Source organism: Thauera butanivorans (assembly GCF_048398245.1).
In the GTDB taxonomy this organism is placed as follows: domain Bacteria; phylum Pseudomonadota; class Gammaproteobacteria; order Burkholderiales; family Rhodocyclaceae; genus Thauera; species Thauera butanivorans.
In genome coordinates this window covers 3,301,594-3,315,806 of the sequence record NZ_CP183038.1, presented here as the reverse complement: position 1 = coordinate 3,315,806, position 14,213 = coordinate 3,301,594, and the positions used below count along the sequence as shown (strand labels likewise).

At 66.7% G+C, this 14,213-nt stretch carries 14 protein-coding genes; 9 read left to right on the top strand and 5 right to left on the bottom strand.

Translation table 11 applies throughout. The features are described from left to right. Positions 1–29 precede the first annotated feature (29 nt). Positions 30–950 carry a LysR family transcriptional regulator gene (locus ACNQFN_RS16055; protein WP_418646983.1) on the top strand — a complete coding sequence of 307 codons (921 nt, stop codon included), beginning with the start codon at positions 30–32 and terminating at the stop codon, positions 948–950. A 168-nt stretch (positions 951–1,118) separates the two neighbouring features. On the opposite strand, the gene ACNQFN_RS16050 is transcribed toward ACNQFN_RS16055, so the two are convergent. The 5 genes from ACNQFN_RS16050 to ACNQFN_RS16030 form a co-directional block, all read right to left on the bottom strand. Next, the gene (locus tag ACNQFN_RS16050) at positions 1,119–2,618 is read right to left on the bottom strand and encodes a nucleobase:cation symporter-2 family protein (RefSeq protein WP_068639145.1); all 1,500 of its coding nucleotides are present in this window, start codon (positions 2,616–2,618) and stop codon (positions 1,119–1,121) included. Positions 2,619–3,043: 425 nt separating this feature from the next. Then, positions 3,044–3,559 carry an AmiS/UreI family transporter gene (locus tag ACNQFN_RS16045; RefSeq protein WP_068639146.1) on the bottom strand — a complete coding sequence of 172 codons (516 nt, stop codon included), beginning with the start codon at positions 3,557–3,559 and terminating at the stop codon, positions 3,044–3,046. A gap of 73 nt (positions 3,560–3,632) precedes the next feature. Next, the gene (locus ACNQFN_RS16040) at positions 3,633–4,163 is read right to left on the bottom strand and encodes an ureidoglycolate lyase (protein ID WP_418646982.1); all 531 of its coding nucleotides are present in this window, start codon (positions 4,161–4,163) and stop codon (positions 3,633–3,635) included. A 215-nt stretch (positions 4,164–4,378) separates the two neighbouring features. Next, a complete protein-coding gene (gene alc, locus ACNQFN_RS16035) occupies positions 4,379–5,425 on the bottom strand; it encodes an allantoicase (RefSeq protein WP_418646981.1) in 1,047 nt (348 codons plus the stop codon). A 103-nt stretch (positions 5,426–5,528) separates the two neighbouring features. Beyond that, positions 5,529–6,905, bottom strand: a complete 1,377-nt coding sequence (locus tag ACNQFN_RS16030) for a C4-dicarboxylate transporter DctA (RefSeq protein WP_068639554.1) — start codon at positions 6,903–6,905, stop codon at positions 5,529–5,531. Between the two features lie 315 nt (positions 6,906–7,220). Here ACNQFN_RS16030 and ACNQFN_RS16025 point away from each other — a divergent pair, with 315 nt between their 5' ends. The 8 genes from ACNQFN_RS16025 (at position 7,221) to ACNQFN_RS15990 (ending at position 14,202) form a co-directional block, all read left to right on the top strand. Then, positions 7,221–7,877, top strand: a complete 657-nt coding sequence (locus tag ACNQFN_RS16025) for a GntR family transcriptional regulator (protein WP_068639564.1) — start codon at positions 7,221–7,223, stop codon at positions 7,875–7,877. A gap of 283 nt (positions 7,878–8,160) precedes the next feature. Then, complete coding sequence (locus tag ACNQFN_RS16020; RefSeq protein WP_068639555.1) at positions 8,161–8,916, top strand: GntR family transcriptional regulator; 756 nt, start codon at positions 8,161–8,163, stop codon at positions 8,914–8,916. A gap of 130 nt (positions 8,917–9,046) precedes the next feature. Beyond that, positions 9,047–9,934, top strand: a complete 888-nt coding sequence (locus tag ACNQFN_RS16015; protein ID WP_174524564.1) for a DMT family transporter — start codon at positions 9,047–9,049, stop codon at positions 9,932–9,934. A 73-nt stretch (positions 9,935–10,007) separates the two neighbouring features. Beyond that, positions 10,008–10,904 (top strand): toll/interleukin-1 receptor domain-containing protein, encoded by an 897-nt coding sequence (locus tag ACNQFN_RS16010; protein WP_418646980.1) that lies wholly within the window; start codon positions 10,008–10,010, stop codon positions 10,902–10,904. A gap of 78 nt (positions 10,905–10,982) precedes the next feature. Beyond that, a complete protein-coding gene (gene leuE, locus ACNQFN_RS16005; protein WP_068639558.1) occupies positions 10,983–11,645 on the top strand; it encodes a leucine efflux protein LeuE in 663 nt (220 codons plus the stop codon). A gap of 216 nt (positions 11,646–11,861) precedes the next feature. Continuing rightward, complete coding sequence (locus tag ACNQFN_RS16000; protein ID WP_418646979.1) at positions 11,862–12,407, top strand: YfiR family protein; 546 nt, start codon at positions 11,862–11,864, stop codon at positions 12,405–12,407. Next, positions 12,404–13,687: a sensor domain-containing diguanylate cyclase gene (locus ACNQFN_RS15995; RefSeq protein WP_068639560.1), complete on the top strand. Its 1,284-nt coding sequence runs from the start codon at positions 12,404–12,406 to the stop codon at positions 13,685–13,687. The genes ACNQFN_RS16000 and ACNQFN_RS15995 overlap by 4 nt, the downstream gene beginning before the upstream one ends. Then, positions 13,684–14,202, top strand: coding sequence for an OmpA family protein (locus ACNQFN_RS15990; protein ID WP_418646978.1), 519 nt, complete (start codon positions 13,684–13,686; stop codon positions 14,200–14,202). The genes ACNQFN_RS15995 and ACNQFN_RS15990 overlap by 4 nt, the downstream gene beginning before the upstream one ends. Positions 14,203–14,213 lie beyond the last annotated feature (11 nt).

The window sequence follows — 14,213 nt, the reverse complement described above, 5'->3', positions numbered from 1 at the left end:
TTCTGTCGATACTCCAGGTATTGAATGAAATGGACCGCCATACCGAAATCCGCAGCTTCGCGCTGGTCGCCGAAAAAGGCAGCTTCGCCGCCGCCGCCCTGGTCGAGGGCGTCACCCCGGTCATCATGGGCCGCCGCCTCGACGGCCTGGAAAAGCGCCTCGGCGTGAAGCTGATGCACCGCTCCACCCGCGGCCTGACGCTGACCGACCTGGGCGAGCAGTTTCTCGAACGATGCCGGCAGCTGCTGCGCGAATTCGACGAGATCGAGCACGGCATCAGCGCCGGGCGCAAGGTGGTGCGCGGGCATCTGGTGGTGTCGGCGCCGGCCGCTTTCGGCCGGCGGCACGTGGCACCGCATGCGCTGGGCTTCCGTGCCCTGCATCCGGAGTTGAAGATGTCCTTCAACTTCACCGACAGCGTGGTCGACCTGGTGCGCGAGGGCTACGACATGGCGATCCGCATCGGCGAAGTCACCGACCCGAACTACGTGGCGCTGCGGCTGTTTCCGAACCGGCGCGTGGTGTGCGGCACGCCGGACTACTTCGAGCGCCACGGCGTGCCGCGCCAGCCGGAAGACCTCGTGCGCCACAACTGCCTCGCCTTCAACCTCGCCGGGGGCCAGCAGCGCGGCTGGAGCTTCGTGCGCGACGGCAAGCTGTTTGCCGTCCGCGTCGAAGGCGATCTGGCCTGCAACGACGGCGAACTGCTGTTCGACTGGGTGAAGCAGGGCCTGGGCGTGGGCTGGCGCTCGACCTGGGAGATCCAGGCCGAGCTGCGGCGCGGCGAACTGGTGACGGTGCTGGACGATTTCGCCGCGCCGAGCTACGACATCCAGGCGGTGTATCCGCAGCAGCGCTACCTGCCGGCCAAGGTGAGGCACTTCATCGACTACCTGAAGGCGGTCTACAACCAGCCGGGATACTGGGAAGGCGGGGAGGGGAAAGCGTAGGCGCAGCGGCGGGCGTGACCCGGGCCGGCGGCAGGCGGCGCATCCGCAGTCCGGTGAGAAGGGGCGGCGAGAGGGGGGGCGGCGATGCCGTTGGCGGCGGCCGCAAACAGAACAGGCCACCGCATGCTGCGCGGTGGCCTGCCGTGTTTCATTGCCGGTCCGGGTGGATCAGTGCGCTTCCGCCGCCTTCGCCGCTTCGATCGCACCGGCGGTGTCGTCGCGGCCGCCGTTGAAGAACATGTTCAGCAGCACCGCCGAGATCGCGGTCAGCAGGATGCCCGATTCCAGTAGCGGGTGCAGGCTGTGGGCCATGTGCTGGGTCCAGCGCGGGGCCACCAGCGGCACCAGGCCGAAACCGATCGACAGGGCGACGATGTACAGGTTGTTGCGGTTGCTCTTGAAATCGACGCTGGTCAGGATGCGGATGCCGGTGGCCGCGACCATGCCGAACATCACCAGACCGGCGCCGCCGAGCACGAAGGTCGGTACCGACTCCACCAGCGCGGCCATCTTGGGCAGCATGCCGAGCACGATCATGATCAAGCCCGCCGCCACGCAGACCCAGCGGCTCTTGACGCCGGTCACGCCCACCAGGCCCACGTTCTGCGAGAAGCTGGTGTAGGGGAAGGTGTTGAACACGCCGCCGATCACCGTGCCCAGGCCGTCGGTGCGCAGGCCGGCCGCCAGTTCGGTGCGGGAGATGGGCTTGTCGGTGATGTCGCTCAGCGCCAGGAACATGCCCACCGATTCGATCATCACCACGATCATCACCAGCGTCATGGTCAGCACCATCACCGGGTCGAAGGTGGGCATGCCGAAGGCGAACGGGGTGACGATGGCGAACCAGTCGGCCTTGGCGACCATGTCGAAGTGCATCTTGCCCATGATCACCGCCACGATGCAGCCGATGACGATGCCCAGCAGCACCGCGATGTTGGCGATGAAGCCGCGGCCGTAGCGCACCATCAGCAGGATCACCACCAGCACGAAGCCCGCGACCGCCATGGTGTCGAGCGCACCGTAGCCGGGGTTGTCGGCCATCGGGATCGGTCCCGGCAGCCGGGTCAGCTCGGAGCCGGTTGCCGCGGCCGTCTCCTTGGCGCCATCGACCATCTGCACCAGTTGCGGAACATCGACGGTTTGCGCCAGGTGGGCAGGACCGCCCAGCGCCCAGCCCACGCCCACCCGCATCAGGCTGATGCCGATGATGGCGATGATGGTGCCGGTGACGACCGGCGGGAAAAAGCGCAGCAGGCGGCTCATGAAGGGGGCGATCAGGGTCGCGACGATGCCGGCGCCGATGATCGCGCCGAAGATCGCCCGGGCGCCTTCCGGCCCGCCCTGGACGTTGGCCATTGCCACCATCGGGCCGACGGCGGCGAATGTGACGCCCATCATCACCGGCAGCTTGATGCCGAAGTACTTGGTGAGGCCGAGCGACTGGATCAGCGTCACCAGGCCGCAACAGAACAGATCCGCCGAAATCAGCATGGCGACCTGCTGTGGATCGAGGCCCAGCGCGCGGCCCACGATCAGCGGCACCGCCACCGCGCCGGCATACATCACCAGCACGTGCTGCATGCCCAAGGTGGCGAGACGCCCGCTCGGCAGCTTCTCGTCTACCGGATGGACCCGCTGCGCGTCGATTTTCGATGTCTGGTCTGACATGTCGTACCCCTTTCTCTGTTTGTTTGTCTCTTCGCCGCCGGAGCGGGCCTTGCCGGTGGAGCGTCAATGCAATGTCCGTGCCGCTTTTTTGTCATCCGGGCGGTCACCGGTATCGATCGACTGGCTGTGCTTGTCCGACAGTGCTGCTTTCCGTTGTGCCGGGTACTCGCCCATCTCCGTGCTTGCCTGTCGTGGCACGCCTCGCCGGTCGGTGGCCGTGCCGTGCTGCATTGATGTGGGGCAGTCTAGGGATTCGCTGGGGCGTGTAGTGCGTGTCCCGTTAATAAGTGGAATATAAAAATTTATATTTTTGCAATGCACAATCCAACTGCACCCAAGCTTCGAGCGCAGCTCCGAATGCGTGAAGGCCGTGCGTCCTGGCGGACGGCACGGCCTTCGCGGGCGATGCGGGAGAGGGGGAAAACCTAGCGGAGCACGCCGGTCAGCAGCAGGTAGCCCGGCAGCCAGCCGGTGAAGATGCCCTGGCCGATCGCCATGCCGGCAGTCAGCCGGACGATCGGTTTGTGCAGCGCCAGCATCAGGAAGAACAGCAGCCACAATACCGACCATGCCGCCCACGAGGCGCCGAGCCACCAGTCCCCGATGCTGGACGCGGTACTCAGGGTATCGACCGCGACCGGCACCGCAGTGATCGCCACGAACAGGCTGAACCATCCCAGGCCGCGCCCGTCGGCATCGGTCAGGCGGTTGAAGGCGACCCACAGATAGGTGAAGGAGAACAGCAGCGACAGGGCCGCCGCCTTGACCGACGTGCGGTCAGCCCCCTCGCCGAAGGCGAGCTTCAGCGATACCAGCAGGGTCAGTCCGCCGGCGAACAGGTTGATGATCGAAATCTCGCGGTCGCTGATCCGCCCGAGCATCCATAGTCCGTTCAGTATCAGCACCGCACCGACGTAGAACAGCGACAAGCCGAGCAACATTGAGCACTCCTAGAATGGGTTCCGGGCGGCGCGGAGTGTAGGGGGGCGCCGCGCCGGGAACTGCGGCGGGTGTTTATGGTGCGTATCGGGAATGGGATATGGGCGGGATGATGCCGTATTGTTCGAGCTGTATTTCGTCGCAGTTGTGTCCGGTTCCCTTGCGATCGATGACGATGAAGTCGCAGACGCCGTCGAGCGCGAGCAGGGGGTGGTGCCATACGCCGGTGGCGTAATTGACGCCCTGGTCGGCGCGGGCGAGGAAGACCTTCAGGTCCTGGACGGCAGGGGGTTCTCCAGCCGGCGCGACGACGACGAGGTAGGGCCTGCCGGACATCGGGATGAAGGCCTGGGAAGCGAGCGGATGGCGCTCCATCATCTGCACGCAGAAGGGCAGGCTGCGGGGCTGGCCGCGGAAGATGGAGACGATGACGCGGCCGTCGGGTCCGGGCTCGATGTTGGCCAGATCGTGGTAGCGCTCGGTATTGCCGGCGTTGATGGTGAAATGCTGGACGGCGTCACAGGCCTCGATGAGCTCGCCGAAAGGGGCGAAAGCCTCGCGGGTCAGCGGCTGGACCTGCAGGGTGAAGGCGTTGTGTTCGGACATGGGCGTCTCGTGCGGAAAAGGAAAGGAAGGGCCGATGCTGTTCACTCAGGAGATTTTCCTCTCGGTGTAGGAGCGGCTTTAGCCGCGAACAAGCGCCTTTCGCGGCTGAAGCCGCTCCTACGGTGAAAGATGCTCCTGCTTGAACGAACGGTATTGAAGGAAGAACGCAAAAAAACGCTGCCGCGCTCATGGAGCCAGCGCGGCAGCGTGGACGATCAGTTCTTCGCCTCGGGCTTGCCCCACAGGCGCAGTCGGGACACGCCGCCATCGGGGAAGATGTTCAAGCGCACATGGGTGATGGTCCCGAGCTTGGCGAGCTGCTCGGTGAAAGTATGGATCGCATCCATCTCGAGTTTTTGCTCGGGCAGCAAGGTCTGCCAGAACATCGACTGGGTGGTGATGGAGCGATCGGTGCCGCCGCTCACGCAGGCGGCCTGGATCGAGCAGCGATCCGGGTAGTTGCCCTTGAAGAAAGCGGTATCGACCTCGATCTTCTCGACCGTGCCGGGCGCGCCCAGCTCGAGCACGCACCAATCGTTGCCCGGCTCGCGGCGGCGGCGGGTCTCCCAGCCATCGCCCATGTTCATGCCACGGCCGGGCAACAGCAGCGCGGCGGCCGAGGAACCGAAACTCGCATCGTTCCACGACACCGCGCGTCCGCCATTCTCCATCGCCACCAGATCGACCAGTTCGCCGGCCGCGGCGGCCAGCGAACCCACCGGGCGGCCATAGACGCGCAGCCGGGCGATACCGCCGTCCGGATACATGTTCACCCGCAAGTGGGTCCAGGCCTGGGTGCTGGCGCACTCGACGATGTGGTGGCTGTTGGGGCCGCAGGGGGTGGCGGGCAGGATCTCGGTCCAGTCGGCGGCCTTGAGGGTCTCGGCGTCGTCGGACTCGGCCACGCAAGCCTCGATGGAGACGGCGGGCGGATAGTTGCCGGTGAAGTGCGACGTATCGATGTCGAAGCCGCGGATGAGGCCCTTGACGCCGAGCCGGACGATGGCCCAGTCATGGCCGGCGACGCGCTTGCGGCGGGACTCCCAGCCGTCCATCCACTTGCCGTTGGTATCGAACTTGCCGGGGACGAACTGGGCGGGTTCGGGGTTGAGCATGCGTGAGACTTCGGCGAAGAAATCGTCGGAGACGGCGATCGCCTTGGCGCCCAGGCGCGGGTTGGCGAGATCGACCGAGCGCTGTGCCCAGTCGGGCAGTTCGGCGGGGGGGGCGAAGACGGGGGCGCCGGGAGTGTGACTAGCCATGGGGACTTCTCCTGTGAAAATGTGGGTGCAGCAGTTGCATGAGTCCGGCGGGCGGGGTGCGCCCGCCGGGCGGGGGGATGGAAGGGATGCCGGGTGCGGTGTTTCAGGCGCGCGAGGGGCTGATGTCCGCGGCGTCCTTGATGTCGGCCACCGTGGCTGCCTCCGCCTCGGCGCGCGCGGCGGCCAGGGCTTCGGGCTGGATCGGCGCATGCAGGTCGACCGTGATCTCGCCGTTCAGCACCTTGTGGGCGCGTTCGCGGTCGATGTCCTTTTCCCACACGCCGATGACGACGGTGGCGACGCAGTTGCCGATCATGTTGGTCAGCGCACGGGCCATGCCCATGAACCAGTCGACCGACAGCACCAGCACCAGGCCGATCGCCGGGATCGCCGGCACCGCGGACAGCGTCGCCGCCAGGATCACGATCGCCGAGCCGGGCACGCCGTGCGCGCCCTTGGAGGTGACGAGCGAGATGGCGAGGATGGTCAGCAGGTCGGCGGTGGACAGCGGCGTGTTGGTGGCCTGGGCGATGAAGACTGCCGCCAGGGTCAGGTAGATCGAGAAGCCGTCGAGGTTGAAGGAGTAGCCGGTCGGGATGACGAGGCCGACGGTGGAGTCCTTGATCCCCATCAGCTCGAGCTTGCGCATCACCTGCGGCAGCACCGAGTCGGACGAGGCGGTGCCGAGCACCACCAGCAGTTCCTCGCGGATGTACTTGAGGAACTTGAAGATGTTGAAGCCGGCCAGGCGCAGGATGAGGCCGAGCACGCCGATGACGAAGATCACGCAGGTGACGTAGAACAGTGCCACCAGCATGCCGAGCTGCTTCAGCGAGCCGACGCCGTACTGGCCCACGGTGAAGGCGATCGCACCGAGCACACCGAGCGGCGCAAGCTTGACGATGAAGCCGATCAGCTTGAAGAACACGTGTGCAAGGCTGTCGATCGCCGCCGTCACCGGACGTCCCTTTTCGCCCATCGCCGCCACCGCGGTACCGAACAGGATCGCGATCAGCAGCACCTGCAGGATGTCGCCCTTGGCGAAGGCATCGACGAAGGTGGCCGGGATGATCTTCATGATGAAGTCGATCGTGCTCGTGGCCTGGGCGACGCGGTCGGTGTAGGCGGACATCGCCGAGGCATCGAGCGAACTCGGGTCGACGTTCATGCCGACGCCAGGCTGCAGGGTGTAGGCGAGCAGCACGCCCAGCGCCAGGGCGAAGGTCGTGACGATCTCGAAATACACCAGCGCCTTGGCGCCGACGCGGCCGACCTTCTTCAGATCGCCCGTGCTGCAGATGCCGTGCACCACGACGCAGAACACCAGCGGCGCGATGATCATCTTGATCAGCTTGATGAAGCCGTCACCGAGCGGCTTGAGCTTGGCAGCGAAATCGGGCCAGACGACGCCGACGATCACGCCGAGGACCAGGGCGATGACGACCTGCCCGAACAATGTCTTATAGAACGGTTTCTTCATGGTTTGCCTCACGAACCGTGTGGAAGGAGTTGCCTCGTGCCTGCATGTCGACAAGCATGTTGGCAACCATTCTGGTTTTCTGCCGCCCCGGGCGCCGCTGGGGTTCAGTGCGCCTGTTTCGGCCACCGCTGCCGGAACGCCGGGTAATGCGTTCCAGCTTGCGGGGTGCTCATATTCTTTCTGAAATGTTAGTTATAACGTCGCTGATATGATAGTAAAAATTTTTTATGGCAAGAACCCGAGATGGCGGCAGGCATTTCCCCTGCTCCAGCCGTGTGTGACAATGTTCGACCATACGGGAGCAATGAGATGAACATGCCGGATGTTGACGGTCTGCTGCTGGCCGACAAGGCCTTTCTGGCGCTGAGGGAACTGCTGACCAGCGGGGGACTGCGCGCGGGCCAGTTCGTGTCCATGCCGGACCTGGTGAAATCGATCGGCCTGCCGATCGCCCCCATCAGGGAGGCGGTCAAGCGCGCCGAGTCGGCCGCGCTGGTGCGGGTGCTGCCCAAGCGTGGCGTCGCGGTCATGGAAGCCACGCCGGAACTGATCCGCGAGTGCTTCCACCTGCGCACGATCTTCGACCAGGAAGGCGCGCGTCAGCTCGTGCGCGACGGGCGCGCGGGCAGGCTCGACGCGCTGCGCGCGCTGCACCAGCGGGTGCTCGACGTCGCGCGCGACGGCATCACGCCGTCGCTGCAGCGCGAGGCGATGGCGGTCGACTGGGGGTTGCACGTGACGCTCGCCGGGGCGCTCGGCAACAACAGCGCGCACGAAATCTACTCCCGCAACCGCGACCGCATCTCGATCATCCAGCATTCACGGCCCTTATTGCCCGACCGCATCGTGCCGGCGATGGAAGAACACCTGACGATCATCGATGCGATCACCGCAGGCGACGAGGAGCGCGCCGCCGCCGCGGTACGCGACCACTTCCGCCAGACCCTGCGCTGGTGGGGCATCATCGGCTGATGCGCGCCCCGGGCCGCGGAGCTGTCGCCGGCCGGGCTCTTTCTGCACGTTCCACACCTTGGCGTCAGTATTGAACGGCGAGTCGTCGTGGAGGCTGGCGCCGGGCCGAAGCCGGGATGCCGTTTGCCGAAGGGCTCGGCCCGAACGGTGATTGTGAATCCGGTTGCCAGGCTGATAGTGGTTATAAATACAGAGTTATTCTATTTTGTGTACAATTTTCCAATGGATTTGCGTCCAGCGCGGTCGGCACCGTCTGTGAAGCGCTGGTGCTGGAGAACAGGGCATGAGCAAGAAACGTTCATCGATCGATCTCGGTTCGCTGCAGGGTGAGGAAGACCGGTCCGCCGGCGGCCGGGACGAGGCGATCTACCGCAACCTCTACGCGGCGATCGTCGAAAACCATCTCGAGCCCGGCACCAAGCTGCCCGAGGACACGCTGGCCGAGGCTTTCGGCGTCAGCCGCACCAGCATCCGCAAGGTGCTGCAGCGCCTTGCCTACGAGCGCCTGGTGGACATCCGCCTGAACCGCGGCGCCACCGTCGCCCAGCCCACGGTGAAGGAGGCGCGCGACATTTTCGCGGCGCGGCGCATCGTCGAATGCGGCGTGATGGCCCAGGCCGTCGCCAAGGCCACGCCGGCCGGGCTGGATGCGCTGCGCGACATCGTGCGCCGCGAACACGAGGCCGAAGCGCGCGGCGACCGGCGCGAGGCGATCTACCTGTCGGGCGAGTTCCACGTCGCGCTGAGCCGCGTGTCGGAGAACGAGGCCGTCGCCGAGATACTGGCCGGCCTGGTGTCGCGCTCCTCGCTGGTGATCTCCACCTACGGCTCGTCGATGGCCGGCAGCTGTCGCCATTCCGAGCACGACGAAGTGCTCGATCTGATCGCTTCCGGCGACGCCGAAGGCGCGCGTGGCTGGATGGAGCGCCATCTGCGCGAGGTCGAGCGCAGTGTCGTGCTGGAGGAGGAGGAGCCCTCCGCCCCGGACCTGAAGAAAGTTCTCGGCGAAGTGGCCAGGCGCCACCGCCGCGATCGCTGACCGAGGAGGCGCGGCGGACCGTAGCGGCTGCGGCAAGCCACCGGGGTGCCGGCCACCACTTTTCTCAACGCGCGGGGGCGCCTTGCAGGCGTCCCCGCGCTCTTTTTCATCTGGAAATGCAATGCAATCGATGTCGCCTTCGCGTCTGGCAATCCTCGCCCTGATCCTGCTGTCGGGCATCTGGGGCTACAACTGGGTGGTGATGAAGCAGGTCATCCAGTACGTCGATCCTTTCGACTTTTCCGCCATCCGCACCTTGCTGGGCGCGGCGACGCTGTTCCTGGTGCTGGCGGGGCTGCGCAAGCCGCTGAAGCTGGCCGCGATGCCGCGGGTGGCGATGCTCGGCGTCGTGCAGACGGGCGCATTCACCGCGCTGATCCAGTGGGCGCTGGTGGCCGGCGGCGCGGGCAAGACGGCGGTGCTGGTCTACACCATGCCTTTCTGGGTGATCCCGATGGCCTGGTGGGCGCTGGGCGAGCGCATCCGCGGCATACAGTGGCTGGCGCTGGCCATTGCCGCAGGTGGCCTGGTGCTGATCCTCGAACCCTGGGCGATGCACAGCAGCCTGTTCAGCAACCTGCTCGCGATCGGCGGCGGCTTGACCTGGGCACTGTCGGCCATCCTCGCCAAACGCCTGCGGCGCGACCACGATTTCGACCTGCTGGCATTGACCGCCTGGCAGATGCTGTTCGGCGCGCTGGCGCTGTGCATCGTCGCGCTGCTGCTGCCGTCGCGGCCGATCGATCCCACGCCCTATTTCTACGGTGCGCTGGCCTTCAATGCGGTGCTGGCCACCGGCCTGGCCTGGCTGCTGTGGCTCTACATCCTGCAGCATCTGTCGGCAGGCATGGCCGGCCTGTCGGCGCTCGGCATCCCGATGGTCGGTGTGCTGGCGGGCTGGATCGAACTGGGCGAGCGGCCATCGGCCGCCGAGTTCGCCGGCATGCTGCTGATCGGCGGCGCGCTGGCGCTGACCAGCCTGTGGTCGCTGTGGCAGTCGCGCCGCGCGGCGGGCTGAGGCGTGGCCGGGGGTGGCCGGCCTTCCATCCGCGTGCTTGAATGCAAGCGTGGCCCACTTCCGCTGAACGCCCGTGCCCAGCCTGTTCGTTTCCTATCGCCGCGAGGACAGCGCCGGCTTCGCCGGCCGGCTGACCGATGCGCTCGAGCAGCGCCTGGGGGCCGGCAGCGTGTTCCGCGATGTCGACGACATCCGGCCCGGCGCCGATTTCGAGATCGCCATCGAGCACAGCCTGCGGCAGGTCCAGGCGGTGCTGGTGGTCATCGGTCCGGGCTGGCTCGCTGCCAGCCGGGACGGCGAGCGCAGGCTCGACCGCGCCGACGATCACGTGCGGCGCGAGATCGAGTGCGCGCTGGCTTCCGGCAAGCCGGTGGTGCCGGTGCTGGTGGGGGGCGCGGCGATGCCGGCGGTGGAGGCATTGCCGCCGTCGCTGCGCGGGCTGGCGAATCGCCATGCGCTGTCGCTCGATGATGCGTCATGGCCAGCCGACCTGCAGCGGCTGTATGCCGCCCTCGAGCAGTGGCTGGCCGTCCCGGCGCCGCGCCGGCGGCTGCGCTGGCCGGGGATGGCGGCGGCTGCCGCGCTGGCCGGCATGCTTGCCGCGGCCTGGCTGTGGAGCGGATCGTCCGCCCCGGGCCCGCAAGCGCTGCAGGGGGTGTGGGAGGCCGACGTGAGCTACCCGTGGAACGTCGAGCTGCGGGAGCGCTTCGATTTCGTCGCGGACGGCGACACGGTCGAGGGCAGCGCAAGCTTCCTCGGTGTTCCGCGCCTGATCGAACAGGTGGAATGGCGCGACGGCCGGCTGCGTTTCGCCACGCGCGCCGAATCCATTGCCGGCGGCGACGCGGTGCAGGGCATGGTGCAGCACTACGAGGCCCGGGTCGATGGCGATGTCCTGCACGTGCGGCTGCAGATCCAGCGCGGCGGCAGCGTGGATGCACCGCTCGAATTCGTCGCCGTGCGCCGCTGAAGGGCAAGCGCGTCTCGCTGGCCCGACGGCGAGTTGCGTGGCAAAGTGACGGCTTCCCATCTGCCTGCGAATGCGGCCATGTTTTACGGCATCACCGACCTGAGCACCTTCATCCTCGGCACCATCTTCATCGTGCTGCTGCCCGGCCCGAACTCGCTCTACGTCATGGCGACGGCTTCGCGCTGGGGCGTGGCGGCAGGCTATCGCGGTGCCCTCGGCATCTTCGCCGGCGACACCATCCTGATGCTGCTCGCCGTGCTGGGCATGGCTTCGCTGCTGCGCGCCACGCCCGAACTGTTCATGGCGATCAAGTATGCCGGCGCGGCCTACCTGGCCTGGGTGGGGATCGGCCTGCTGCGCGCCAGCCTGGCCGCCTGGCGGCGCGGCGACGAAGCCGGAGCAGAAGCCGTGACCGGCCATCCTGCGGTGAGCGGCACGCCGCATCCTTTCCGCACCGCGCTGATCATCAGCCTGATGAATCCGAAGGCCATCCTGTTCTTCGTTTCCTTCTTCATCCAGTTCGTCGATCCGGCCTATGCCCATCCGGGGCTGTCCTTCGTGATCCTCGGCGTCATCGTGCAGATCTGCAGCGTGCTCTATCTGTCGGTGCTGATCTTTTCGGGCGCCCGGCTCGCGGCCCATTTCCGCCGCCATCGCCGCGCGGCGGCCGGTGCCACCGCAGGCGTGGGCGGCGTGTTCATCGGCTTCGGCGCCAAGCTGGCGACGGCGACGCTGGGCTGACGGGCACGCGCACAGGCTCGATACCGCGCGCCTGCAGCTGCAGGAAAAAATGCATTGGCTTCGACCGGCGATGCCTGTGGAATCGCGTTTGCCGCGATTGTGGGGGCGCTTCGGGCTAGAATCACGGCCGGCACATGCTGGTTTGCACCGAGGTCCGGAACCGCCGCTGATGCCCGACGCGGCCACTTGGCGCTCAACTCCCGATGGAAACCCGACATGTTACGCAAGCTGATCATCTACTGCCTGGTGGCCGTGCCGCTCGCGAGCAGTGCCTGGTGTGCCCGGGCCCAGGACGAGCCGGAGGCGTCGGCAGACCGGCAACTGAGTGCCGCCGCCATCGTCTGGGGGATCATCGGCTACACGCGCTGGCCCGAGCCGCCCCGGCCCTTGCGGCTGTGCCTCATCGGCGACAGCGAACATGGCGGAACGCTGTACGCGGCGGACGATGGGCGCAGGCCGGAGTACGACGTCGGCGTGCATGAGCTAGCCTCCGAAGAGGAAGCAGCAGGGCAGTGCGACGTGCTGTACGCCGGCAAGCTGCCGCCGGAGCAACTGACCGCTCTCGTCAAGATGCTCACCGGCAGGCCGGTGCTCACGATCGGCGAAGAACACGATTTCTGTTCCTTCGGCGGCATGTTCTGTCTGGATGGTCGTCCCGACAGGAAGAACTTCGCGGCCAATCTCGATGCCATCTCCCGCAGCGGGCTGCGCGTCAATCCCCAAGTCCTGCGGCTGACCGAGCAGTTGCAGCGCCACCCATGACGAGCATCAAACGCACCACTCTTTTCCAGGCCCTGCGCCGGATGTACACCGACTCGACCGTGCTGGCCATCACGCTGGCGGGCACGGCGCTGTTCGCCCTGACCCTGATCACGCTGAGGGGGCAGCTCGAGCAGCATCTGCAGCTCGTCGCGCGCACCATCGCCTACTCCGCCGAGGCAGCCGTCCTTTTCGAGGACCGGCGGACCGCTTCCGAGATCCTGCTGCAGATCGCCGAGCGCGAACAGCTCAGGGAGGCCAGCGTCAGCACGTTGAACGGGCGTATGCTGGCCAGTTATCGATACCCCGGCAACGGCATGCTCGGCCATTTCGACGAAGCCGTCGGGCGCCTGCTTTTCCCCGAACCCATCGCTGCCGAGATCCGCTCCGGCAGCAAGCACATCGGCAATGTGGTGGTGCATGGCAACGGCGCGCGATTCATCATCTACACGCTGCAGGCCGTCGGCATCGGCCTGGGCAGCATCGCGCTGTTCTTCTATGCCGCGAGCCGCCTGGCGGGGAGGATGTCGCAGCGCATCAGCGCTCAGCTCGAGGCGCTCGCCTCGGCCACCCACGGCGCCCGGCTGCAGCAGGATTTCAGCCGCCGCGTGCCGCCGCTGGACATCGTCGAATTCGATCAGCTCGGCAAGGACTTCAACGCCCTGTTCGCCGAGCTCCATGCCCGCAACGTCGAACTGATCGCGCGCCAGTCCAGCCTGGAAGTGGCCAACCAGACCTTGTCCCAGCTCGCGCTGCGCGATGGCCTGACCGGCCTGGCCAACCGGCGCGGCTTCACCGAGCGGCTGGAGAAGGCGCTGGGCGACGTTCGCGGCTCGGGTGGCAAGGTCGGCGTGCTGTACCTGGACAACGATCGCTTCAAGCAGGTCAACGACCAGTACGGCCATGCCGTCGGCGATGCGCTGCTGGTGGACGTGGCCGACCGCATCCGCAACTGCATCCGCGATACCGACCTCGTCGCCCGCCTGGGCGGCGACGAATTCACCGTATTGCTGGATTCGGTGCGGGACGTCGATGATGCCGTGCTGGTGGCGGACAAGATCCTGGCCGCGATGGCGCCACCGCTGCAGATCGGCGAAGTGCGGATCGCGCCCGCCGTCAGCATCGGCATCGCCCTGTTCCCCGAGCATGCCGAGACTGCGGAGCAGCTCCTCGTCGCGGCCGACCAGGCCATGTATACCGCAAAACAGAACGGGCGCGGCCACTACCGGATCTTCGATCCCGCCCCCCGTCCTTGCCTCAATCATGGAGAAACAAGCGAATGACCGAACATATCGTCCATCCCGGCCCGGGCCGCTTCCTGGCCCGTTGCCTGCTGATGCTGGCGGCGGTGCTGTTGCTCGCCGCCTGCCAGACGGTGCCCAACAAATACGGTCTCAGCGCCGAACAGGTCGCCGCGCTCGAGAAGATCGGCTTCGTCGAGACCGAAGACGGCTGGGGTCTGAATCTGAGCGGCAGCATCCTGTTCGACATCGATACCGATCAGATCTCCAGCGAGACCTCGGTCATCATCGAGCGTGTCGTCGATACGCTGCGGGACATCAGGGTCGATGCCGTGCGGGTCGAAGGCCATACCGACAATACCGGCGCGCCCGACTACAACATGGCGCTGTCGGAGCGGCGCGCCGAGGCGGTGGCGCGCGAACTTGCACGCCACGGGCTGACTTACGGCAGCATCATTCGCCGCGGTTTCGGCAGCATGCGGCCGATCGCCGACAACGCCACGCCCGCCGGGCGCGCGCAGAACCGCCGCGTGGCCATCATCGTGCCGGCGGCATGAGCGACCGGCCG

Coding starts and splice junctions, on each gene's coding strand:
- ACNQFN_RS16055 (WP_418646983.1), top strand. CDS start 30: ATGGACCGCCATACCGAAATCCGCAGCTTCGCGCTGGTCGCCGAAAAA.
- ACNQFN_RS16050 (WP_068639145.1), bottom strand. CDS start 2,618: ATGTCAGACCAGACATCGAAAATCGACGCGCAGCGGGTCCATCCGGTA.
- ACNQFN_RS16045 (WP_068639146.1), bottom strand. CDS start 3,559: ATGTTGCTCGGCTTGTCGCTGTTCTACGTCGGTGCGGTGCTGATACTG.
- ACNQFN_RS16040 (WP_418646982.1), bottom strand. CDS start 4,163: ATGTCCGAACACAACGCCTTCACCCTGCAGGTCCAGCCGCTGACCCGC.
- alc (WP_418646981.1), bottom strand. CDS start 5,425: ATGGCTAGTCACACTCCCGGCGCCCCCGTCTTCGCCCCCCCCGCCGAA.
- ACNQFN_RS16030 (WP_068639554.1), bottom strand. CDS start 6,905: ATGAAGAAACCGTTCTATAAGACATTGTTCGGGCAGGTCGTCATCGCC.
- ACNQFN_RS16025 (WP_068639564.1), top strand. CDS start 7,221: ATGCCGGATGTTGACGGTCTGCTGCTGGCCGACAAGGCCTTTCTGGCG.
- ACNQFN_RS16020 (WP_068639555.1), top strand. CDS start 8,161: ATGAGCAAGAAACGTTCATCGATCGATCTCGGTTCGCTGCAGGGTGAG.
- ACNQFN_RS16015 (WP_174524564.1), top strand. CDS start 9,047: ATGTCGCCTTCGCGTCTGGCAATCCTCGCCCTGATCCTGCTGTCGGGC.
- leuE (WP_068639558.1), top strand. CDS start 10,983: ATGTTTTACGGCATCACCGACCTGAGCACCTTCATCCTCGGCACCATC.
- ACNQFN_RS16000 (WP_418646979.1), top strand. CDS start 11,862: ATGTTACGCAAGCTGATCATCTACTGCCTGGTGGCCGTGCCGCTCGCG.
- ACNQFN_RS15995 (WP_068639560.1), top strand. CDS start 12,404: ATGACGAGCATCAAACGCACCACTCTTTTCCAGGCCCTGCGCCGGATG.
- ACNQFN_RS15990 (WP_418646978.1), top strand. CDS start 13,684: ATGACCGAACATATCGTCCATCCCGGCCCGGGCCGCTTCCTGGCCCGT.